Raw genomic sequence first — 21164 nt, 5'->3', positions numbered from 1 at the left:
TGGCCGGCACCTCAGCGCAATACGTCACGCTTGATTTCAATCAGGGCTACGCGAAGAGGATCGCGCGAGGATGACAGCCATGAGCTTCCACGTTGATGCGAGCGAGGACACAGCGCTGCAGGCCGCATTGCTGCGGCAGCCGCGCCATGTGCTGTTTCCACCGGCCGGCCATTTCAGTGCCGGCTTCGGTGAAAGCGGCTGGCGTACTGCCGTGCAGGCCAGCAACGAGCACCTGATTCCACGTGGCCTGACGCTGGGCTTCCAGACCGGGCGCATGGGGACCGATGTGCCGGCCGAACGCTATCTCGACACATTGCTGGCCGCGTTGCGCCTGCAGGCAGATGCCTTGGCCGAGGACCGCGAGGTAGTGGCGATGGTGCTGCAGCTGGGTCTGGCCGAGGCACTGCCGCCGGTTCTGCTGGGGCAGCTGCTGGATGCGGTGCCGCAGTACCTGCGCACCGTGGCCCGGCCGCAGGTGGAGGCACGGCTGGATGCCGGCAGCGGCTTGTCGCCTGCACAACTACGTGCAGTGGGTTGCACGCGACTGAACGTGATCGACCGCGCCGATGCGCCTGGCCCGGCAGTGCTGGCGCAGGCGCGCGACGTCGGCTTCACTGCCCGCTACTACCAGCTGCGTGTGCCCGCTGCGGAGGATGCCGGATTCATCGGGCGCCTGCAGACCGTGCTGGCAGATGCGCCCGAACGCGTGCTGTTGCCGGCGCCGTGTGCGCTGCCAGAGCATCCCTCATCGGAACGCTGGCTGCAGGCATGGCGATTGCTGCGCGAGGCAGGCTATGTGGGTATCGGCGGCGACCATTACCAACGCGGGGACCTGCCGGACCCGAACGGCCCGGGTGACGGCCAGCGTCATTGCGATCTGGCAGGCGTGCCCCGCCGCGATCGCAGCGATTTCATCGGCATCGGCCTGGCGGCGTGCAGCCAGATTGGCGAGGTGTTCTGCCGGACGGAGGATGACCTGGAGCGCTGGCAGGCACGCCTGCGGGCAGGGCATGTGGGCGTGGCCGCTGGCCTGATCCTGTCGGAGGAGGAGCGGCTGGCTGCGGAGGTCGCGCAGAGCATCGCCTGCGATCATGCGCTGGATGCTGCTGCCTTCGAATGGCGCAATGATGTTCCGTTCGATGAATGCTTTGCCGAGACCCTGCCTGCACTCGCACCGCTGCTCGCGCGGGGCTGGGCGCGCTGGGACGGCCGCGTGCTTCGCCTGGCCGAGGAAGGGCGGTTGCTGTGGCGTATGATGGCCGCATGTTTCCGGCCGGCGGCCGCCATCGCTTGAGTGCTGTCCCGATGTCTTCAACTCCGCCCTCACAGGCCCGGCCCGGCCGGACCACGCCGAATCCTGCCGCCGCCGATGATGGCGACGCGCTGCATTTCTGCAGCACCTGTGCCTTCTCCGATGCATGCATGTCGCAGGGCTATGACAAGACGGCGCTGGGCGAACTGCATGTGCTGGTCGACCACGTGGGGCCGTTCCATGCGGGTGATTACATCTTCCGTGCGGGTGAGGCCTTCGATTCCATCGCCGCTGTGCGCGCAGGCATGGTCAAGACCTTCGTCGACGACAGCCAGGGCAACGAGCAGGTGCTGGGCTTTGCTCTGCCGGGCGAGGTGATCGGGCTCAATGCGATTCACGGTTCGCGCTTCCCCTGCAATGCGGTGGCACTGGATACGGTGCACCTGTGCCGCATTTCGTTTCCCAAGCTGAGCCTGCTGGCCACCCGCATGCCAGGGCTGCAGGCCAAGCTGTTCAGCCTGCTCAGCGCGGAGATCGGCAAGGTCGCCACGCTGGCGGCCAATCACCGCACCGAGGAGCGGATGGCAGCGTTCCTGCTGGATATGTCGGCGCGTTACGCGCGGCGTGGTTTTTCCGCGACCCGCTTCAACCTGACCATGGCCCGCACCGAGATCGCCAATTATCTGCGGATGGCGCCGGAGACGGCCAGTCGCGTGCTGCGGCGGTTGAGCGATGATGGCGTGATTGCGGTGAAGCAGCGCGAAATCCTGCTGCTGCAACCCGACCGGCTGGCGGCACTGGCCGTGGCCGATGAAAACGAGCCCGATTGAACCTGGCCAGGGAGCCGACGATGAAGCGATGGGCAATGGTGTTTCTGGGTCTGCTGGCCACGTTGCCTGCGTGGGCTGGCAACCTCACCGTGTCGGCGGCATCCAGCCTTACCGAGAGCTTCCGCGAGCTGGGCGCAGCCTATGAGAAGGCGAACCCGGGCAGCAGGGTCGATTTCAACTTTGCCGCTTCCGGCGTACTGCTGCAGCAGATCGCGCGCGGCGCGCCGGTGGATGTGTTCGCTTCGGCCGATGAAGCAACGATGGACCAGGCTGCGCAGCAGAAGCTGCTGGCGGCCGGTACGCGCGAGGTCTTCGCGGTGAACGCGTTGTGGGTGGTCGTGCCACCGCAGGCGAAGGCGCCGCCGCGCGCACTGGCCGATCTGGCGGGTGCCGGCGTGCAGCGCATCGCAGTGGGCAACCCGGACAGCGTGCCGGTGGGCCGCTACGCGCAGGGCGCGCTGCGGGCCGCCAAGCTGTGGCCGGCCGTCCAGGGCAAGGTGATCAGTACGCAGAACGTGCGGCAGTCGCTGGATTACGTTGCGCGGGGCGAGGTGGATGCGGGCTTTGTCTACGCCACCGACGCGCAGGCAATGCCTGATCGCGTGCGGCGCGCGTTCGAGGTTCCGGTTGCCGGACGCATCGCCTATCCGCTGGCGGTGGTGCAGGCCAGCACGCAGCCGGTGGAAGCCAGGCGCTTCGCGGCGTTCGTGCGCTCGGCGCAGGGCCAGGCGATCCTGCGCAAGCACGGGTTCGGCAAGCCCTGACGGATGGACCTGGACTGGAGCGCACTGGGATTGTCGTTGAAGGTGGCCGGCTGGGCCACGGCGATCAATCTTGTTGCCGGCGTGGCACTTGGCGCGCTGCTGGCGCGACGGCGCTTTCCCGGTCGGGAACTGCTGGATTCGATACTGACCCTGCCGATGGTGCTGCCGCCGACGGTGCTGGGCTATTACCTGCTGGTGCTGATCGGGCGCAATGGCCCGATCGGCGCCTGGTTGCAGTCGTGGTTCGGCATCAACCTGGTGTTTACCTGGCAGGCGGCGGTGATCGCTGCTGCGGTGGCGTCGTTTCCGCTGGTGTTCAAGCCAGCACGCGCTGCATTCGAGGAAGTGGACGGTCAGTTGGAGCAGGCCGCGCGCACGCTGGGCGTGTCCGAAGCGGCGGTGTTCTTCCGCATCACCCTGCCGCTGGCATGGCGCGGGATTCTGGCGGGCCTGCTGCTGGCGTTCGCACGGGCGATGGGTGAGTTCGGCGCCACGCTGATGGTGGCCGGCAGCATTCCGGGCCGCACGCAGACTTTGTCGATCGCCATCTATGAAGCGGTGCAGGCGGGGCAGGATGGCAAGGCCAATGCGCTGGTGATCCTGACGTCGGTGGTGTGCATCGTGATCCTGCTGCTGGCCGCGCGGCTGGTGGGTGGGCGCCGTCGGGAGCTGCGCGATGTGGCTTGACCTGCAGGTGCGGCGGCGATTGCAGGCGTCCGGCCAGACGTTCGAGCTGGACGTTGCACTGCAGTGCACGCAGCGGCAGGTGGTGCTGTTCGGGCCTTCCGGTGCCGGCAAGAGCCTGACGCTGAAAGCGGTGGCCGGTCTGCTGCGCCCGGAGCATGGGCATGTGCGCCTGCACGGGCAGACACTGTTCGATGCGGGAGCGGGGGTCGATCTGCCACCGCAGCGTCGTCGCCTGGGTTACGTGTTCCAGGACTACGCGCTGTTTCCGCACCTGAGCGTGCGCCAGAACGTGGCGTTCGGGCTGCAGCGGGGCTGGTTGAATCCACCGCGCGGCACCCGTATCGAGGCAGTGGAGCAGTGGCTGCAGGCATTCCGGATCGAGCACGTGGCGGATCTGCTGCCGTCGCAGGTATCGGGCGGACAGCGCCAGCGCACGGCGTTGGCGCGTGCACTGGTGACCCGGCCGCAGGCGTTGCTGCTGGACGAACCGTTCGCAGCGCTCGACCACGACCTGCGCCAGCACCTGCGCCAGGAACTGGAAACCGTGCTGGATGAAACCGGTATTCCGCTGCTGCTGATCAGCCACGACCCGCAGGATGTGGCGGTGTTCGGCCAGCAGGTAGCGCGCGTGGTGGACGGGCGCATCGTCGGCGGATGACGCGCGGCGGTCGTGCCGGGCCATGCCCGGCGGACACTTGCACGCTGTGCATCCACGTGGGTAGTGCCGGCCGCTGGCCGGCAGCGTCGTAGCGCCAACAGCAGCCGGCCAGCGGCCGGCTCTACCCCAAGGACGGTTCAAATCAGGATGTGGCAGTGTTCGGCCAGCAGGTAGCGCGCGTGGTGGACGGGCGCATCGACGGCGGATGACGCGCGGCGGTCGTGCCCGGCCATATCCTGGCGCGCTGTGCATCCACGCGGGTAGTGTCGGCCGCTGGCCGGCAGCGTCGTAGCGCCAACAGCAGCCGGCCAGCGGCCGGCTCTACCCCAAGGACGGTTCAAATCAGGATGTGGCAGTGTTCGGCCAGCAGGTGGCGCGCGTGGTGGATGGGCGCGTCGTCGGCGGATGACGCGTGGCGGTCATGCCGGGCCATGCCCGGCGGACACTTGCACGCTGTGCATCCACGTGGGTAGTGCCGGCCACTGGCCGGCAGCGTCGTAGCGCCAACAGCAGCCGGCCAGCGGCCGGCTCTACCCGAGGGACGGTTCAAATCGGGATGTGGCGGTGTTCGGCCAGCAGATAGCGCGGGTGGTGGACGGGCGCATCGTCGGCGGATGACGCGCGGCGTTTGTGCCGGGCCATATCCTGGCGCGCCGTGTATCCACGCGGGTAGTGCCGGCCGCTGGCCGGCAGCGTCGTAGCGCCAACAGCAGCCGGCCAGCGGCCGGCTCTACCCAAGGACGGTTCAAATCAGGATGTGGCAGTGTTCGGCCAGCAGGTGGCGCGTGTAGTGGACGGGCGCATCGTCGGCGGATGACGCGCGGCGGTCGTGCCCGGCCATATCCTGGCGCGCCGTGTATCCACGCGGGTAGTGCCGGCCGCTGGCCGGCAGCGTCGTAGCGCCAACAGCAGCCGGCCAGCGGCCGGCTCTACCCGAGGGACGGTTCAATACAGCTCGCAGTGGGTGCGGCCCTCACCGCGCAGGGCATCCCAATGGCCTTCGCCGCCGATCGCGTCGATGGCTTCGCGCATCGCACTTTCCAGGTGGCTCTTGTTGCCACACAGGTAGATGTGGCCGCCACGGGCCAGCACATCCCGCATCTGCGTGGCCTGCTGCTTCAGCACATGCTGCACATAGACCTTCTGCGCAGCATCGCGCGAGAACGCGGTGTGCAGGCTGGCCAGTACGCCACGCGCCTGCCAGTCCTGCAACTGCTCGCGGTACAGGAAGTCATGCTCGCGGTGCTTCTCGCCGAACACCAGATGGACCTCCCGCGCATCGCCGGTGGCCTGCAGTTCCTGCATCAGGCCCATCAGCGGCGCGATGCCGGTACCGGTGCCCACCAGCAGCAGAGGTGCGTTGCCGCCTTCGGGCAGGTGGAAGCCCGGATTGGAGCGGCAGTACACACGCGCCGTGTCGCCGCCGTGCAGCAGGCTGCCGGTGGCGGTGCCGAAGCGTTCGCGGCCACGCAGGGTGTAGCGCACTTCGCGCACGCACAGGCTCAGCTGGTCATCGCGCGGATGCGAGGCAATCGAGTAGGCGCGCGGCAGGCAGGGTGAGAGCAGCTCGCGCAATCGCGCCAGCGGAACCGACTGCGGGGTGGCGTGGTCCTGCAGCACGTCCAGCAGGTCCAGGCCATGCAGGTAGGTGTCCAGTTCGCGTTTCTGGCTGATCTTCAGCAGGCTTTTCAGTGCGTCGCTACCCCCCAGCCTGGACAGTTCGCGCAGTACGCCCTTGCTGAGCAGGCGCAGTTCGCGGTCGCGCAGCGCGTCGACGGCGCTGGAATCGCCATACCAGCTGGCCAGGGCCTGCAGCAACGCAGGATCGTTTTCCGGAACCAGATGCAGGGTGTCGCCAGCCCGGTAGGCCATGCCGCTGCCCGCGATGTCCAGCTGCAGGTGCCAGGCGGCGGGGGTGCTGTGATTCAGTCTGCGCCGTTCGACAATGCGGGCGGCGAACGCGTTGTCTTCGCCGTAGGCCGTCACCTGCAGGCGCAGATCCCGGCCCGCGCTCGTATCACCGCCCAGTACCTGGCCCAGCACCGGCCGCCACTGCTGGAAGAACTGTTCGTAGCCGAGGTCGGCGTCGACACGGTGCAGTAGTGGCTGCGCCTGACGATCACTCAACGCTGCATCCAGCGCCTTGGTGAAACCGCAGAAGCTGGGGTAGCCGGTATCCCCCAGGCCGAACACCGCGTAGCGCAGTCCGGGCAGGGCGGGCGCCTGTCGCAGCGACTCGAAGAAGCGCTCGCCATTGGCCGGTGGCTCGCCGTCGCCGAACGAGCTGGAGATGGCCAGCAGCACATCGCCGTGGCCGAGGCCGGCCACATCGATGTCATTGAACGGCAGGACCTGCGGTCCATGCGGCTGCAGTTCCGGGTCCGCACCCAGGCGTTGGGCCAGGGCGCGGGCGTTGCCCGACTCGGAGGCGAAACCCACCAGCAGCCGGCTGATGGGCCAGCGTGTGGGGATGGCGTTCACGCAGCCTCGTAGAAGCCGTCGAACTTTTCCTTGCTGAACTCGACCAGGTCGTAGTTCTGCATCAGGTCGTTCACCACGCGGCGGATGCTGATGTACGAGGTGATGTTGCCATCGGCGTCGAACAGTGGCTGCACGGTGGTGTCGACCACGTAGAGCACGCCGCCCTTGCCAAGGTTGGGCACGATGCCGGTCCAGGTCTTGCCGGCCTTGATGGTGTCCCACATGTCCTTGTAGACGGCCTTGGGTACGTCCGGATGGCGGACGATGCTGTGCGGCTGGCCGATCAGTTCCTCGCGCGCGAACCCGGTGAGCGTGCAGAACAGGTCGTTGGCATAGGTGATGTTGCCCTGCAGGTCGGTGGTGGAAATCACCATCACGTTCTGCATGGCGTTGAGCAGCTGGGCGTTGTCGGGGGTGTAGCTCATCGCAGGTCCTTTGGATGCCGGAGACGCCGGCGTATTGGGTTCCTGCATAGAGATACGCGCCCGTGGCGTGGAGCGGATTGATATAGGTCAAGCGTGTGCCCGGAGGGGGCTGCGACCGGCTGTCGCAGGGAGGGGCGGCGCTAGTGGGCGATGGCGGGGAACCCGATGGTGTGGTGGCAGTGCCGTAGCAGTGCGCGCCCTTCTTCGTCATCGCGTTGGATACGATCCCCGCGGAAGAATGCCTGCAACGACTGGCCCATCGCGTTGCCGGCATTTCCAGAGCGCTGTGCAGCCGCCGGCAGCAGGCTGTCAGCGCGGGGATCATGGCGGCCAGGTAGCTGCTCGCGCCGAAGCTCACCTTCAATCGCCAGCAGCGCACATGCTCCGGCGAGGTAGGCCTCCGGTTCCCGGTGCGCGCCCCATCGACGCTGGCCTGCCATCGCGGTGGCGATATGGTGGAACTCGTGCGCGGTGGTGGAGATTACGCGCGCACGCAGTGCAGCAGCGTCGTCGCCAGCGGGAAACCAGAACGCCACCACCAGTTCTGGTCGGACTGGCCTGGCAGGTTGTTGCCAGATGCCGCCGCCGTCGCTGACGATCGTGACCTGGTAGCGGACCGGTGTATCGTTCAGCCTCACTGTTTGAAGTGCGAGCCGGACGGCATGTGTAGCATCAGTGCATATCCGTGCAAGCTGATCTGAAACGGGGTCCTGCCCAACCCAACCTATATGGGTTTCTACCGGCCCGTTCGCGCAATCCAACGATCGCGCCACTTTTGCTGTGCTTTCCGAGCCCGGCAATACCGATAGCGTACCGACCTGCAAGCCATGTCCTCTGCCCGATAGGACAGTTGCAAAGGCACCATCTGCGCTTATGAGATCACGTTGCGGCAGGTGGACGGACTGGCAGGCGCTGATTGAAAGAGCCAGAGCGGCCGGCCCGGCTCCACCGGATAGCATCCGACGGGCAGCGGTGAAGCCAGGCCAGCGCTTTTGCATCAGGGAGTCATTCCGCATTGATAGGGAGAGGGATACTTTGTACAGACTTGGAAGTCGGAGACCGAGGCCGCCTTGGTTGCTCCCTGATATCGTGATGAAGCTGCGATTGTGTTGGGCCCGGGAACAGCGCCAACGTCGAAAGTTGCAAGGTCGTATCTCAGCTCGTCTGCCGTCCCGGCTGCACTGGCCGCCCAAGCATTCACTTCATCGGGATTGCTCAACCTCAGTGAGTTCCCACTTCTTTGCCAGTGGAACTGTCGGGCTGCGGTAGCGGCGCCTAGTCGACTATCAAACAGCAGAAGAGTGACTAGCCCATTGGCCGGAAAGGCGACAGATGAGCCTGATACGTCAATATCGAATTGTGCTGCATCGGGAATCTCGGAACTAGAGAATCTCAGAACACGCTCGTGCCATGGAACGCCTGAGCGCTCGCCGCCTCCGATCTTTCCACCGATCTTTCCCTCAATGCGACACTTCTTCGTTTCTTCGCAGGATGCACTGACTTGCCAATCGACTGGGCCGCATCCAGCTGTGCCAAATGCAATTCCAACCGCTGCCATGATCATTCGCAGATTCTGCATCGGTATTCTCCGCATATCTATTTGAAGGGGCCGACCAGCTCAAGCTCCTGCATCGGCCACTCATCGATAGCGACACGCGTAGAGTTGGGCAATCGGAATCGTTGCAAACTCCTAGAGTTGCGATACCTGCACAACAAATCGCGCAATTTGAGCGGGTGTGTGCTTCGTCCACGACTCCATTGCAAACAGACGACGAATGTCCTCTGGCGCTCACCCCATCACATACCGCAGCACGCCCGCCGATACCACACCGATCAGCACCGTCGGCAGCATCGACAGCCGCGTGGCCGCAAGCAAGGTGATCGCCAGTGCGGCCAGATCGGCCGGCTTGTCGGCCACGAAATCCGGGGCGATCACCGAGATCAGCACGCAGCCCGGGGCGGCTTCCATCACCGTCACCGCGCGCTTGCTCAGGGTGCGGTTGCGCAGCGCGAGGAAACCGATGATGCGGGTGAGATAGGTGGCGGCGGCCATCAGGATGATGGTCAGCACCGAGGTCCAGTGGATCAGGCCGTTGAAGATCATGCGGCGTCCTCGGCCAGCAGCCACGCAGCGGCCAGACCGGCCAGCGCGCCGCTGGCGACGTACCAGGCGCCGGGCACCAGCAGGTAGGTGCCCGCTGCCACCACCAGGCTGACCAGCCATGGCCGCGCGGCGCGCATGCCTTGCCACATGCCGCGCAGAAGCACCAGGAAGACGGCGGGGAAGGCCATGTCGAAGCCGTAGGCGTGGATGTCACCGAGCAGTGGGCCGACGATCGCGCCCAGTGCGGTGCACAGCACCCACACGGTGTACAGGCCGGCCGACACGCCGAGGTAGTAGGACAGGCTGAAGCCCAGTGCGCGACGGCGCGCATCGGCCACGCCCAGTGCCCAGCTTTCATCGCACATGAAGAACAGCGCCGGCAGCACGCGACGGCGCGGCAGGTGCTGCAGCAGCGGCGCCAGGCTGGCACCCATCAACAGGTGGCGGCTGTTGATCAGCGCGGTGATCGCTACGATCAGCGCGATGTGTGGCGGCGAAGTCCACAGTTCGACCGCGGCGAATTCAGACCCACCGGCAAAGTTGAGGCCGGTCATCAGCGGCACTTCCAGCGCCGACAGGCCCTTCTGGGCGGCCTGGGCACCGAGCACCAGGGCGAAAGGAATGAAGCCGATCATCACCGGCACGGCGGCGCGCAGGCCGCGCAGGAATTCGGCGCGCGGTGCGGTGTCGCACGCGGGATCAGGCAGGGGCAGGGTGGTTCGGGCGTCCATGGATCAACAACGGGTGGGGGTGGCCCATGCTAACGGTCCGATCACGAAATCGGGTTGCGTTGATGCCATTGAGTCGACGAAATGTGGAATATCATGCGGCCATAGGCCTGATGGGTGAAATTTCATGCAGTACCAGCTCGACAACCTGGATCGCCGCATCCTCGACGCCCTGCAGCGCGATGGTCGCCTGCAGAACCTGGAGCTTTCGCGACAGGTGGGGCTGTCGCCGTCCGCCTGCCTGCGCCGGGTCCGCCTGCTGGAAGAGGGCGGCTACATCGATCGCTACGTGGCCCTGCTCAACGCGGCGAGGATCGGGCGTGGGTTCACGGTGTTCGTCCGCGTATGGCTGCGCGGCCAGGATGAAGACACCACCAACCACTTCATCAACAGCATCAAGTCCTTCCCGGAAGTGCTTGAATGCCATCTGATGGCGGGCGACTGCGACTTCCTGCTGCGGGTGGCGGTGGCCGACCTTGATGCGTACCGGCAGTTCCAGATACAGCATCTCAACCGGATCGCCGGGGTGCAGAACACCAAGACCGAAATCCCCATGCAGCGGATCAAGCAGACCACTGAACTGCCGGTCTGAACGGCCCGGCGCGTCCCCTGCGCGCCGCCGTCATCGCAATGACACGTGACGCCGCTACGGTTTGACCCGCTTGCCGGCCGTGCGCAGGTCGACCCGCCTGGTCGCACCGCGCTTCGCCGCTGCAGCTGATGTCGCTGCCGAGGGTCATGTGTTCTACGTCAGGGGGCTGAATGGACAGCATGCGATCAGACGTTGGAGGGTGGCGGCCGCCGCCGGGTTGCTGTTCGCCTTCGCTGCCGCCGCACAGGACGACATCCGCGCCTATGACATTCCCGCGCAGCCGCTGGAACAGGCGGTCGAGCGCTTCAGCGTCGTCAGTGGCTGGTCGGTGATGTATCCCGGCGATCTCGGCACGGGCCGCAGCAGCCATCCGCTGCAGGCCAGCCTGCCGCCACTGCAGGCGCTGCAGGTGGTGCTGCAGGATACGGGTGTCGAGGCCGAGCTGATCGGCGCGCAGCGCGTGGTCCTGCGCCGCGCCGCACACGCCGCTGCCGAGGCCTCTGCGACCGGTGTGGCCAACGACCTCGGGCAGCGTCGCCGCTTCGGCGACCTGCAGCAACGGCTGCGCACTGCGTTCTGTGGCGACCCTGACCTTGCACCGGGCGCCTATGCGGCGACGCTGCGCTTCCGCATTGCCAACGACGGCCAGGTGCAGGAACCCGAACTGCTTGCCGGCAGCGGCAGCCCCCGCCGCGATGCGCGTCTTCTGCAGGCGATGCAGTCGCTGCGGGTGGACGCCGATGCTGCCGCGCTGCCGCAGCCGGTGACCCTGCAGATTCGTCCTTCCAGCGCGGGCCACGACTGTGGTCGGCGCCCGCCCCAACCATGACGTCAAGGAATCGAACATGAGCAACAGCACGGCTGGGGCGGTGGACCTGATGGACCATCTGCTGGGCGCGTACGACGAACTGAAGCGCCGCCTGGTGCGCAAGCTGGGCTCGGAAGAGCTGGCCGGCGACGCGCTGCAGGACACCTGGATGCGCCTGAGCACGCGTCGCGATCGCCTGGACCCGGTACAGAACCCCGCGGCGTACCTGCTGCGCATGGCGATGAACACCGTGATCGACCGCCAGCGCGCCGACCATCGCCTGCTGAGCCTGGAAGAAGTGGATACATTGATGGACATGGCCGATCCCGGCCCGGGGCCGGCACAGGCGGCCGAGCAGGAGATGGCGCTGGAAGACATGGTCGGCCTGCTGCAGCGGATGCCCGAGCGCCGCCGCCGGATACTGCTGGCGATCCGCGTGGACGGCCTGCAGCAGCGCGATGTGGCCGAGCACCTGGGCGTGTCGTTGCGGCTGGTGCAGCGTGAGCTGAAAGCCGCACAGGATTACCTGGCCGAACGCAGCGGGCAGGGACGGCAGGTGCGGTTCTGAGGCACGGCATCCGTCTACACTTTGACGCCGAGCAGAACCCCGCAACGTGCGAGGACGGCAAGAGCCCTCATGGACGCTGACGACCAACCGCACCGCCCGCTCGACGCCGTGGAGCGCCAGGCCCACGCGTGGGTGGTACGGTTGACCTCGGGCGAAGCCACTGCGGCCGATGCCAGGAAATTCCGCCAATGGTGCGAGGCCGATCCCGGCCATCGGCACGCCTTTGCGCGCGCGAAGCGGCAATGGGAACAGGTACGCCTGGCCGGTGAGCAGCTGCCTGCCGCTGCGCGCCAGCCGCAGCCTGCAACCCCGGCACAACGCTGGAGCCGGCGTGCATTCCTGGGTGCGGCCGTGGCAGCGCCGGCGGGCCTGGCCGTGGTGGCTGCGCTGCACCCGCCACTGGGCCTGTGGCCTTCGGTGACGGCGATGACCGCCGATTTCCATACCGGTACCGGCGAGCGGCTGCAGATTGCGCCGACGCCGCACCTGAAGATCGAGCTGGATACGCAGAGCAGCCTGCGCCGGCGCAGTGATGCCCAGGGTGAAGGCTTCGAGCTGGTGCAGGGACAGGCGGCGATCGAGGCCGCTGCGGGAGCGCGCCTGGCGCTGTTCGCCGGGCCGGGTTGCCTGGTGGCCGACGAGGGCGCAGCACGCCTGGATGTGCGCAACACCGACGGCCAGGTGCGCGTGACCTGCCTGCGCGGCAGCGTGCGCATCGAGCATCCGCAAGGTCGCCTGCAGCTGCAGGCCGGCCAGCAGACGGTGTATGACGAGCGCCTCAGTGGCGTGGTGGCCGAAGCCGTGGCGGCCGAAGTCAGCGCCTGGACCGAAGGCATGCTGGTGTTCCGCCGCGCGCCACTGCGTGAGGTGGTGACCGAAATCAACCGCTACCGGCTCGGCAAGGTGCTGCTGGGCGAATCCGCATTGGCGCGGGCGCCGGTCAGTGGTCGCTTCCGCATTGATGATCCGGATGCCGCACTGGAGCAGCTCGGGCAGACGCTGTCACTCGGCCTGCGTCGCTTTCCCGGTGGAATTACCGTCTTGGGGTAAGACCCTGGCTGCGCGCGACGCGCACGCCCGCTGCATGCATGGAGAGGCCAAGGATGCGCAACGAGACCATCGGTGTGTTGGATCTGCGCCGCAATCTGTCGGCGCTGCTGGAAACCACCCAACGGCGGCCGCTGATGGTGCACCGCTATGGCGCGCCGTGGGTATGCGTGGTGTCCGACCCGCAGTGGCGGCAGCAGGCGGTGCTGCTGGAGTTCGAGCCACAGGACCATCCGTTGGCGATGCTGCTGCGGTTGCAGCGGCAGGCGCTGCCACTTTCGGAATCGGGAATGCTGCCTGCCGCTGCACTGGCACGTGCCTTGTTGCTGAAGGCCATGCACGGCATCGAGGGTCTGGCGGCACTTCACGATCACGTGCGCTACCACCGGTTGTGGCACTGGTTCGTGGCCGCCAGCGATGCACAGATGGAGGGATGGCAGCTGCCACTGCTGCAGGCGGCGACGGCGGCGCTGCTGGATGACGCGGACGCGATGCACGCGCTGGCGGCATTCGCGCAGCGCAGCGACGTTGCCGTGCTGGCCCGGCGGTGTGGCGGAGAGGCGCCGCGCCTGGACCTGCAAGCCTGCAGGCGGATGACGTTGCGGTGACATTCCCGCGATGCTGCCACGCACTGCTCAACATCGCATTCGTGCTGTCGCTTCGGTTGCCTTGCTGACGTCTTCTGCAGAGTACGACGCTCCCGCGTCGCGGAGCGCAGGCGACGCCGATGAACGACAGTCGCAGGATCAGCATGCTGGAGCTGGATCGCCACCTGAGCCAGTCGCTGGAGCAGGCGCGGCATGCCCCAGTGAATGTGCAGCGCTATGGGCAGCCGTGGGTGTGGATGCTGTCCAGCGATGCCTGGGCCGATGCGGCAAGGTGGTCAGCGCTGGATGTCAGCGGCCATCCGTTGATGCTGCTGCGGCAGGCGCTGGACGCATGCCTGCAGCCGTGGCCTGAAGCGGCCTTGGCCACGCTTGCGCAGGAGAACGCGGAGGTGCGCATGGTGCAACGTGCGGTGCTGCTGATCGCGCTGTGCGCCCCTGGCAGCGTGCAGCGCCTGCACGACGATCTTCGCTATCACCAGGTGTACCGGCAATTCATCGGCTTCGATCATGGCATGGCCTGGTCTCCCCTGCAGTGCATGCGCCTGCTGCAGGCGTGTGCCGCGCCACTGCTGCAGCACTGCGTTGAGGAAACGCTTGCGCGCGTTCCGTCGTCGCTGCTGGATGCTGCCTGCGTGGGGAATACGCGCGGTGTGGGTGATCGGCTGCAGGAACGGCCGATTTCCGCAGGATGTTTATCGTACTGACACATGCGCCGCTGACCATGGGGCGGCGGTCTCTTCCAGGATGATGAGGGCGGAACAATGGCAACGCAGATGGGTGGTCGCAGGGCTCGGCAGCAGGGCTTCAGCCTGATCGAGATCATGGTGGTGGTGGTCATCATCGGCATTCTGGCTGCACTGATCGTGCCCCGGTTGATGGATCGCCCCGACCAGGCCCGCGTGGTGGCGGCACGCCAGGACATCGCCGCACTGATGCAGGCCATGAAGCTGTACCGGCTGGACAATGGGCGTTACCCCAGTGCCGGGCAGGGGCTGCAGGCGCTGCTGAAACCGCCGCAGGGCAGCGGCGCGATGCCGGTCACGCCGTACCTCGACCGCCTGCCGGATGATCCGTGGGGGCACCCCTACCAGTACCAGAACCCCGGAACCCACGGCGATATCGACGTGTTCTCGCTGGGTGCAGACAGCAAGCCCGGCGGTGAGGCCGGCAACGCGGACATCGGCTCCTGGCAGTTGTGAGGCCGGACAATGGCACGCCGGAACATTCCAGGTGCGTTTGCCCGCCAGCAGGGCATGGCGGTGATCGTGGCGATGCTGGTGGTGGCACTGGTGGCGGTGATCGCCACTGCGCTGCTGTCCCGCCAGTCGGCACAGCTGCGTGCGGTACGCAGCGACCAGCTGCGCATGCAGGTACGCATGGCGGTGGACGCCACGCTGGAACGCGCGGCGCAGCAGTTGCGTGACGACGCGCGCGAGCAGTTGACTACCGTTGGCAACGGGCGCTGGGCGCGGCCGGTGCAGCTGCAGGCGCCACTGCCGGTGCACCTGCAGTTGGTGGACGCGCAGTCGAGGTTCAACCTGCGCACGCTGCTGGCTGACGGCCAACCTGCCGCAGAGGCACTGCGTGCGTTCACTTCGCTGTGTGTGGGGCAGGGGCTGCCCCGCGCGGCCTGTGCCAGCGCCGCAACGCAGGTCCAGTCGCGCCTGCGCGATGGCGATCGGCAGGCGCGTGCACCGTTGCCGCGTGAGTCGCTGATCGAGCAGGTGCTGGCAGGCGCCGATCCGGTGGCGATACAGGCACTGGCGCGGCGTACGGTGGTGCTGCCAGCGCAGACCCTGGTCAACGTCAATACAGGTGACATCGCCGTACTGCAGGCGGTTGCACCGGGGGTGGATGCCGGGCGCCTGCAGGCGCTGCTGGGCGAGCGCGATCGTGGCCACTGGCTGCTCAACCGCGGTGACATCGCCAACCGGCTGCAGCTGAGCAACGAACAGATGGCGCTGATGCCGCTGGGTATCCACAGCGAGTGGTTCCTGGCGGTAGGCCAGGTACAGGCAGACGGTGCATCGGTGGATTTCCGCGCATTGATCTGGCGCGAATACCGCGACGACAGCGTGCGTGTGCAACGGGTATGGACAAGGATCGGTGCATGAGCCTGCAGCTGAGAGTGCGCCTGCCGGCGTTGGAACGATTGGATGGTGACAGCGCGGTTGAGTGGGCGCAGCTGCACAAGGACCGCGTGCTGGCCACGGGCAGCGACCCTCTGTCGACGCTGGGCCAGCGCTTTGCGCAGGCGAGGGTGCATGCGGGCCTTGACCCGCAGGACCTGATCCTGCTTGAGCTGCAGCTGCCGCCGCTGCCCGGGCGACGCCTGCAGGCGGCCCTGCAGGGTGAAGTGGAAGCGATGCTGCTGGATGATCTGCAGGAGGTGGCGCTGGGCCATGGCACGCAGGCGGGCGATGGCACGGTGGCGGTGGCGTGGCTTGGCCTGCAGGCGATTGCGCGCGTACAGCAGCAGTTGCACGAGTGCGGGCTGCAGTTGCAGGCGCTGCACCCAACGCCGCTGCTGCTGCCGTGGGCGGTGGGCCAGGCCACCCTGCAGCTGTGTGGTGAGCAGGTGCTGGTCCGCTGTGGCCGCGATCGTGGCTTCGTGCAGTGGTGCGGTGGGCGTGACCTGGCCTCGGTGATGCAGATGCTGGCCGTGCGATTGCAGCAGGCCGGGGTGCAGGCAGTGCAGTGGATCGATGCCGTGCCGCCCGCGTGGGCCGAGCATCTGCCGGCGAGCGTGATGACGCAGGCGGTGCAGTGCAGCGGTCCGCTGCCTGGCTGGTCACTGCCGTTGCCGGCTACCGGTGCAGGTGCGCCACGCCTGGCCATCGGTCTTGCGCTGGCGGCCGCGGTGCTGGCTGCGCTGGGCCTGCAACTGCAGGTGTCGCGCTGGCACAGCGAGGGTGAAGCCCTGCAGCATGACATGGCGCGGCAGTTCAGCACGCACTTCCCCGAGATCCACGATGTGGTCGATCCGGTGGTGCAGGCACGGCGGGCACTGGCGGTGCCGGCAGCGCCGCGGGCACTTCCTGCCGTGCAGCAGCAGGTAGCCGGCGTGCTGCAGGCCATACCTGAGTTGGCTGGTCAGGTTCGCAGCCTGCGCTATCAACCGGGCCAGCTGGACATGGAACTGGACGCCGACGCGCAGGCCTTGGCCGAGGACGCGCAACGGCTGGAGCGCTGGCAGCAGGCAATGCAGGCACAAGGGCTGCAGCTTGCGCACGAAGCCGGTGGCCGTTTGCGGATCAGCAGCGGGACTGCGCCGTGACCACAGCGGAACTACGGCCGGGGGGCTTCGTGCGCGGACTGGCGCAGCATTGGCAGCGGCTGGCGGCGCGCGAGCGCGCGATGCTGCTGTTGATGGCTGCGGCGATAGCGGCGTCCGCACTGTGGCTGGGCTGGCTGCAGCCGCTGCTCAAGCAGCGCAGCCATTGGCAGGCTGAGCTTCCACGGCTGCAGGCGCAAGCGGCAGCACTTGCACCGCTGCTGCGCGCCCGTGAACAGCAGCAGCAGGCGCAAGGCCGGCGGCCGACACTTGCAGGCCTGCGCCAACAGATCACCGCTGCCGGCCTGGCCGGCAGCCTGCATATCGAAACGCGCGACGGGCGCTGGCACCTGCAGGTACGCAGTGTGCCCGCCGATGCGCTCTGGAACTGGCTGCTGCCGCTGCTGGCCGATCCGGCCATCGAACTGCAGCAACTGCAACTGCAACGCACAGGGGACGCGAACATGCCGGCGGCACGGATTTCCGGAAACATCGTGATGGCCGCCCAGGGCGGTGGCCATCCATGAAGTCGATGCGCAGCCTGGGCTGCAGCGCGGCACTGGCACTGGTGGTGGGCCTGGCCCATCTTCCGGCGCCGGTGCAGGCGCAGGACGCCAATGGCGAACCGGTGCAGCTGAACCTGGTGGACACCGACATCGGTGGGGTGCTGCGCATGGCGGCACGCTTCACCGGCCGCCAGTTCCTGGTCGACCCCCGGGTGAGCGGCAAGATGACCGTGGTCTCCGATGGGCCGGTCAGCCGCGTGCAGGCTTACCAGCTGCTGCTGGGTGCATTGCGCATGCGCGGTTTTGCCGTGGTCGAAAGCGGGGGCGTCAGCCGGGTGGTGCCGCAGGCCGATGCCAAGCTGCTGGGCGGCCGCGTTGGTGCCGGTGGCGCGGGCGGCGAAATAGCCACGCGCACGTTTGCCCTGCGCTACGAGAGTGCCGCGGCGCTGGTGGCGGTGCTGCGGCCGATGATCACCGCGGACAATCCGATCACCGCCAACCCCGGCAACAACACGCTGGTCATCACCGACTACGCCGACAACCTGGAGCGCATCGCGCGGGTCATCGCCAGCGTGGATACACCGGCCGGCATGGACACCGACGTGGTGAAGCTGCAGCAGGGCATTGCCGTGGACGTGGCGGCGATGGTCGCACCGCTGCTGGACGCGCAGGGCGAGGAGCCGGCGCAGAAGGTAGTGGTGATGGCCGACCCGCGCAGCAACAGCGTGCTGCTGCGTTCCAGCAGCCCGGGCCGCACGCGCCTGGCGCGGCAGCTGGTGGAGAAGCTGGACAAGGCCCAGGACGAGTCCGGCAACCTGCATGTGGTGTACCTGCGCAATGCCCAGGCCACCCAGCTGGCCGGGGTGCTGCGGGGCGTGGTAGCAGGGCAGAGCGATGCGCCGGCAATGGGCAGCAGCGACGGCATCACTGCATTGCCGGGCGAAACCAGCCGCAATGCCAGCACCCCGGCGCAGCCTGCGCAGGGCAAGAGCAAGGGCAATGCGCTGGAATCGCCACGGCTTGACCCGGGCCGTCGTGATCCGATCGATGCCGGCAGCACCGGCTTCAGCCAGAACGGCATCTCGGTGCAGGCCGACATCGCCACCAACACCTTGCTGATCTCTGCCCCGGAGCCGGTGTACCGCAACCTGCGGCGGGTGATCGACCAGCTGGACCATCGTCGCGCGCAGGTGCTGGTGGAGAGCCTGATCGTGGAGGTCAACCAGACCGACGCCGCCGAACTGGGCGTGCAATGGATGCTGGGCAACGGCCGCACCTTCGGTGGCACCCACTTCGGCGGCACCACCGGCGGCAGTGGGCTGAACACCACTGTGCGCACCACGCTCGACGTGCTGCCGAAAGACGGACTGAACATCGGCGTGATCGACGGCACGATCAACCTGCCGGGCGTGGGCCAGATCCTAAACATGAAGGCGCTGGCCAATGCCCTGCAGAGCAAAGGCGGCGCGAACATCCTCTCCACGCCGAACCTGATGACGCTGGACAACGAGGCGGCCAGCATCATGGTCGGGCAGACCGTGCCCTTCGTCAGTGGCCGCTATGTCACCGATGGTGGTGGTGGCAGCAACAACCCGTTCCAGACCATCGAACGCGAGGACGTGGGCCTGAAGCTGCGGGTGCGCCCGCAGATTTCCGAGGGCGGCACGGTGAAGCTGGACATCTACCAGGAAGTCAGCAGCATCGATGCGCAGAGCTCGGGCAGCGCCGGCATCATCACCAACAAGCGGGCGCTTGACACCAGCGTGCTGCTCGATGACGGCCAGATCATGGTGCTGGGCGGCCTGCTGGAAGACAGCGTCAGCCATGGCCGCGATGCTGTTCCGGGGCTGGGAAAGATCCCTCTGCTGGGCGCGCTGTTCCGCAGCGACACGCGCAAGCGGGCCAAGACCAACCTGATGGTGTTCCTGCGCCCGCACGTGGTGCGCGACCCGGCCGCCGGACAGCGCCTGACCCGCGACCGCTACGACTACATGCGCAACGCCCAGGCCGCTGCACAGCCGGTACAGAGCTGGGCGTTGCCGGCACTGTCGGCACCGCAGCTGCCGCCGCAGGATCTGTCGGTGCTGGGCCAGGGCAATGCACGTGATGGCCAGGGCCAGCCGCTGCAGAACGGCAGCCTTGCGGCGTTGTATCCGGCCAGCGAGGGCACTGTGCAGGTGGTGCAGTTCGCGCAGGGGCTGGATGCAGCGCGTGCCACGCAGGCCGTGACACAGGTGCGCGCGCTTGGCCTGCAGGCCTATGCCGAAACCACGCCGGGCGAAACCGGACAGCGACTGCGGGTGCGGGTGGCACGCGACCCGGCCACGCTCGACCCGGCGCTGCAGCAGCTGCGCGGGCTGGGCTACACCCCGGAACTGGTCATCGGCCCATGAGCGTGGCCACGCCACCGCCAGCGCTGCCGTATGCCTGGGTGCGCAGCCACGGCGTGATGCTGGCCGAAGCAGGCGGCGCGCCGGTCCTGCTGGGAACTGCCGAGACCGCCGCCTGGGCGGTGGCCGAACTGCGCCGCCGGCACGGGCCGCTGCCGTTCCAGGTGCTGGATGCGGCGGCCTGGCAGCAGCGGTTGGGCGAGCAGTATCGTGACGGTGGCGACGCCGCTGCACTGGTCGGCGCGGCCGAAAGTGAAGTCGATCTCGACCGGCTGATGCAGGACATGCCCGAGGTGACCGATCTGCTGGATGCACAGGACGACGCGCCGGTGATCCGCATGATCAACGCCCTGCTGGCACAGGCCGCGCGTGACGGTGCAAGCGATCTGCACATCGAACCTTTCGAAACCCATTCGGTGGTGCGCTACCGCGTCGATGGCACCCTGCGTGACATGGTGCAGCCACGACGTGCGTTGCACGCGGCGCTGGTCTCGCGCATCAAGATCATGGCCCACCTGGATATCGCCGAGAAGCGCCTGCCGCAGGATGGGCGCATTGCGATCCGCGTGGGTGGCCGGCCGCTGGATATCCGCGTCTCCACCGTGCCGACCGGGCACGGCGAACGGGCGGTGCTGCGCCTGCTGGAAAAGGATGCCGGGCGGTTGCAGCTGCAACGCCTCGGCATGGCCGACGATACGCTGGCCACCTTCACCGGGTTGATCCGCCAGCCGCATGGCATCGTGCTGGTGACTGGGCCCACCGGCAGTGGCAAGACCACATCGCTGTATGCGGCACTGGGGCACCTCGACAGCAGCACCAGCAACATCCTCACGGTGGAAGACCCGGTGGAATACGACTTTGCCGGTATCGGCCAGATCCAGGTCAACGCGCGCATCGGCATGAGTTTCGGCACCGCATTGCGCGCGATCCTGCGCCAGGATCCGGACACCATCATGATCGGTGAGATCCGTGACCTGGAAACGGCGCAGATCGCGGTGCAGTCGTCGCTGACCGGTCACGGCGTGCTGGCATCGCTGCATACCAACGATGCGATTTCGGCGGTGACCCGACTGGCGGACATGGGCGTGGAACCTTTCCTGCTGGCCTCATCGTTGCGTGGCGTGCTGGCGCAGCGGCTGGTGCGCAGGCTGTGCCTGCAGTGCCGGCGTGCCGAAGTGGATGCCGAGGGCCGCACCGTGTGGCGGGCCGTAGGCTGCCCCGCCTGTGCGAACAGCGGCTACCGTGGGCGCACCGGTATCCACGAACTGTTCGTGGTGGATGAGCGTGTGCGGGCACTGATCCATGAAGGGCAGGGCGAGCCCGCGCTGCGCGAGGCCGCGCGGCGCGCCGGCATGCGCACCCTGCGCCAGGACGGGCAGCGCTGGGTCGACAGCGGGATGACCACGCTGGAGGAGATCCTGCGCGTGACCGGCGACGACTGA

Annotated in this window: 22 protein-coding genes; 17 read left to right on the top strand and 5 right to left on the bottom strand. The window is 67.4% G+C overall.

Going from position 1 to position 21164, the window contains the following annotated elements; genetic code table 11:
- Window positions 1–79: 79 nt before the first annotated feature.
- The 5 genes from D0Y85_RS11490 to D0Y85_RS11470 are packed head-to-tail and all read left to right on the top strand — an operon-like array spanning window position 80 to window position 4191.
- Window positions 80–1294, top strand: a complete 1215-nt coding sequence (locus tag D0Y85_RS11490; RefSeq protein WP_117310557.1) for a coproporphyrinogen III oxidase — start codon at window positions 80–82, stop codon at window positions 1292–1294.
- An 11-nt stretch (window positions 1295–1305) separates the two neighbouring features.
- Window positions 1306–2082, top strand: a complete 777-nt coding sequence (locus D0Y85_RS11485; protein ID WP_033831271.1) for a helix-turn-helix domain-containing protein — start codon at window positions 1306–1308, stop codon at window positions 2080–2082.
- A gap of 20 nt (window positions 2083–2102) precedes the next feature.
- Window positions 2103–2846: a molybdate ABC transporter substrate-binding protein gene (gene modA, locus D0Y85_RS11480; RefSeq protein WP_117310556.1), complete on the top strand. Its 744-nt coding sequence runs from the start codon at window positions 2103–2105 to the stop codon at window positions 2844–2846.
- A gap of 3 nt (window positions 2847–2849) precedes the next feature.
- The gene (gene modB / locus D0Y85_RS11475; RefSeq protein ID WP_025874355.1) at window positions 2850–3533 is read left to right on the top strand and encodes a molybdate ABC transporter permease subunit; all 684 of its coding nucleotides are present in this window, start codon (window positions 2850–2852) and stop codon (window positions 3531–3533) included.
- Window positions 3523–4191 (top strand): ATP-binding cassette domain-containing protein, encoded by a 669-nt coding sequence (locus D0Y85_RS11470; RefSeq protein WP_117310555.1) that lies wholly within the window; start codon window positions 3523–3525, stop codon window positions 4189–4191. Before modB ends, D0Y85_RS11470 begins: the two co-directional genes overlap by 11 nt.
- 945 nt (window positions 4192–5136) lie before the next feature.
- Here the strand turns inward: D0Y85_RS11470 and D0Y85_RS11465 are convergent.
- The 5 genes from D0Y85_RS11465 to D0Y85_RS11445 all read right to left on the bottom strand — a co-directional run bounded on the left by D0Y85_RS11465 (window position 5137) and on the right by D0Y85_RS11445 (window position 9932).
- A complete protein-coding gene (locus D0Y85_RS11465; RefSeq protein WP_117310554.1) occupies window positions 5137–6672 on the bottom strand; it encodes a sulfite reductase flavoprotein subunit alpha in 1536 nt (511 codons plus the stop codon).
- Window positions 6669–7097: a PAS domain-containing protein gene (locus D0Y85_RS11460; protein WP_117310553.1), complete on the bottom strand. Its 429-nt coding sequence runs from the start codon at window positions 7095–7097 to the stop codon at window positions 6669–6671. The genes D0Y85_RS11465 and D0Y85_RS11460 overlap by 4 nt, the downstream gene beginning before the upstream one ends.
- A gap of 140 nt (window positions 7098–7237) precedes the next feature.
- Window positions 7238–7921, bottom strand: a complete 684-nt coding sequence (locus tag D0Y85_RS20755; protein WP_205420702.1) for a hypothetical protein — start codon at window positions 7919–7921, stop codon at window positions 7238–7240.
- A 965-nt stretch (window positions 7922–8886) separates the two neighbouring features.
- Complete coding sequence (locus D0Y85_RS11450) at window positions 8887–9201, bottom strand: AzlD family protein (protein ID WP_033831264.1); 315 nt, start codon at window positions 9199–9201, stop codon at window positions 8887–8889.
- Window positions 9198–9932: an AzlC family ABC transporter permease gene (locus D0Y85_RS11445; protein WP_117310551.1), complete on the bottom strand. Its 735-nt coding sequence runs from the start codon at window positions 9930–9932 to the stop codon at window positions 9198–9200. The genes D0Y85_RS11450 and D0Y85_RS11445 overlap by 4 nt, the downstream gene beginning before the upstream one ends.
- A 124-nt stretch (window positions 9933–10056) precedes the next feature.
- On the opposite strand from D0Y85_RS11445, the gene D0Y85_RS11440 reads away from it, so the two are divergent.
- The 12 genes from D0Y85_RS11440 (at window position 10057) to gspE (ending at window position 21164) form a co-directional block, all read left to right on the top strand.
- The gene (locus tag D0Y85_RS11440) at window positions 10057–10521 is read left to right on the top strand and encodes an Lrp/AsnC family transcriptional regulator (protein ID WP_025874361.1); all 465 of its coding nucleotides are present in this window, start codon (window positions 10057–10059) and stop codon (window positions 10519–10521) included.
- Window positions 10522–10669: 148 nt separating this feature from the next.
- A complete protein-coding gene (locus D0Y85_RS11435; RefSeq protein ID WP_117311919.1) occupies window positions 10670–11350 on the top strand; it encodes an STN domain-containing protein in 681 nt (226 codons plus the stop codon).
- Between the two features lie 16 nt (window positions 11351–11366).
- Window positions 11367–11897, top strand: a complete 531-nt coding sequence (locus D0Y85_RS11430) for a sigma-70 family RNA polymerase sigma factor (RefSeq protein WP_025874363.1) — start codon at window positions 11367–11369, stop codon at window positions 11895–11897.
- A gap of 69 nt (window positions 11898–11966) precedes the next feature.
- A complete protein-coding gene (locus D0Y85_RS11425) occupies window positions 11967–12947 on the top strand; it encodes a DUF4880 domain-containing protein (RefSeq protein WP_117310550.1) in 981 nt (326 codons plus the stop codon).
- 53 nt (window positions 12948–13000) lie between these two features.
- Window positions 13001–13552, top strand: coding sequence for a hypothetical protein (locus D0Y85_RS11420; RefSeq protein WP_117310549.1), 552 nt, complete (start codon window positions 13001–13003; stop codon window positions 13550–13552).
- Window positions 13553–13671: 119 nt separating this feature from the next.
- Entirely contained in the window at window positions 13672–14256 is a 585-nt protein-coding gene (locus D0Y85_RS11415; protein ID WP_117310548.1) for a hypothetical protein, read from the top strand.
- 57 nt (window positions 14257–14313) lie between these two features.
- On the top strand, window positions 14314–14751 hold the full coding sequence (gene gspG / locus D0Y85_RS11410; RefSeq protein WP_025874367.1) for a type II secretion system major pseudopilin GspG: 438 nt from the start codon (window positions 14314–14316) through the stop codon (window positions 14749–14751).
- Window positions 14752–14805: 54 nt separating this feature from the next.
- Window positions 14806–15666 carry a type II secretion system minor pseudopilin GspK gene (gene gspK / locus D0Y85_RS11405; protein WP_117311918.1) on the top strand — a complete coding sequence of 287 codons (861 nt, stop codon included), beginning with the start codon at window positions 14806–14808 and terminating at the stop codon, window positions 15664–15666.
- Window positions 15663–16829: a type II secretion system protein GspL gene (gene gspL, locus D0Y85_RS11400; RefSeq protein WP_117310547.1), complete on the top strand. Its 1167-nt coding sequence runs from the start codon at window positions 15663–15665 to the stop codon at window positions 16827–16829. The genes gspK and gspL overlap by 4 nt, the downstream gene beginning before the upstream one ends.
- Entirely contained in the window at window positions 16826–17353 is a 528-nt protein-coding gene (gene gspM / locus D0Y85_RS11395; RefSeq protein ID WP_117310546.1) for a type II secretion system protein GspM, read from the top strand. Before gspL ends, gspM begins: the two co-directional genes overlap by 4 nt.
- Complete coding sequence (gene gspD, locus D0Y85_RS11390; protein ID WP_117310545.1) at window positions 17350–19725, top strand: type II secretion system secretin GspD; 2376 nt, start codon at window positions 17350–17352, stop codon at window positions 19723–19725. The genes gspM and gspD overlap by 4 nt, the downstream gene beginning before the upstream one ends.
- A complete protein-coding gene (gspE, locus tag D0Y85_RS11385) occupies window positions 19722–21164 on the top strand; it encodes a type II secretion system ATPase GspE (protein ID WP_117310544.1) in 1443 nt (480 codons plus the stop codon). The genes gspD and gspE overlap by 4 nt, the downstream gene beginning before the upstream one ends.

This window comes from Stenotrophomonas sp. G4, from assembly GCF_003428825.1.
Taxonomy (GTDB): Bacteria; Pseudomonadota; Gammaproteobacteria; order Xanthomonadales; family Xanthomonadaceae; genus Stenotrophomonas; species Stenotrophomonas indicatrix.
This window is presented reverse-complemented; position numbering and strand designations above follow the sequence as displayed.

Coding starts and splice junctions, on each gene's coding strand:
- D0Y85_RS11490 (WP_117310557.1), top strand. CDS start 80: ATGAGCTTCCACGTTGATGCGAGCGAGGACACAGCGCTGCAGGCCGCA.
- D0Y85_RS11485 (WP_033831271.1), top strand. CDS start 1,306: ATGTCTTCAACTCCGCCCTCACAGGCCCGGCCCGGCCGGACCACGCCG.
- modA (WP_117310556.1), top strand. CDS start 2,103: ATGAAGCGATGGGCAATGGTGTTTCTGGGTCTGCTGGCCACGTTGCCT.
- modB (WP_025874355.1), top strand. CDS start 2,850: ATGGACCTGGACTGGAGCGCACTGGGATTGTCGTTGAAGGTGGCCGGC.
- D0Y85_RS11470 (WP_117310555.1), top strand. CDS start 3,523: ATGTGGCTTGACCTGCAGGTGCGGCGGCGATTGCAGGCGTCCGGCCAG.
- D0Y85_RS11460 (WP_117310553.1), bottom strand. CDS start 7,097: ATGAGCTACACCCCCGACAACGCCCAGCTGCTCAACGCCATGCAGAAC.
- D0Y85_RS11450 (WP_033831264.1), bottom strand. CDS start 9,201: ATGATCTTCAACGGCCTGATCCACTGGACCTCGGTGCTGACCATCATC.
- D0Y85_RS11445 (WP_117310551.1), bottom strand. CDS start 9,932: ATGGACGCCCGAACCACCCTGCCCCTGCCTGATCCCGCGTGCGACACC.
- D0Y85_RS11440 (WP_025874361.1), top strand. CDS start 10,057: ATGCAGTACCAGCTCGACAACCTGGATCGCCGCATCCTCGACGCCCTG.
- D0Y85_RS11430 (WP_025874363.1), top strand. CDS start 11,367: ATGAGCAACAGCACGGCTGGGGCGGTGGACCTGATGGACCATCTGCTG.
- D0Y85_RS11425 (WP_117310550.1), top strand. CDS start 11,967: ATGGACGCTGACGACCAACCGCACCGCCCGCTCGACGCCGTGGAGCGC.
- D0Y85_RS11420 (WP_117310549.1), top strand. CDS start 13,001: ATGCGCAACGAGACCATCGGTGTGTTGGATCTGCGCCGCAATCTGTCG.
- D0Y85_RS11415 (WP_117310548.1), top strand. CDS start 13,672: ATGAACGACAGTCGCAGGATCAGCATGCTGGAGCTGGATCGCCACCTG.
- gspG (WP_025874367.1), top strand. CDS start 14,314: ATGGCAACGCAGATGGGTGGTCGCAGGGCTCGGCAGCAGGGCTTCAGC.
- gspK (WP_117311918.1), top strand. CDS start 14,806: ATGGCGGTGATCGTGGCGATGCTGGTGGTGGCACTGGTGGCGGTGATC.
- gspL (WP_117310547.1), top strand. CDS start 15,663: ATGAGCCTGCAGCTGAGAGTGCGCCTGCCGGCGTTGGAACGATTGGAT.
- gspD (WP_117310545.1), top strand. CDS start 17,350: ATGAAGTCGATGCGCAGCCTGGGCTGCAGCGCGGCACTGGCACTGGTG.
- gspE (WP_117310544.1), top strand. CDS start 19,722: ATGAGCGTGGCCACGCCACCGCCAGCGCTGCCGTATGCCTGGGTGCGC.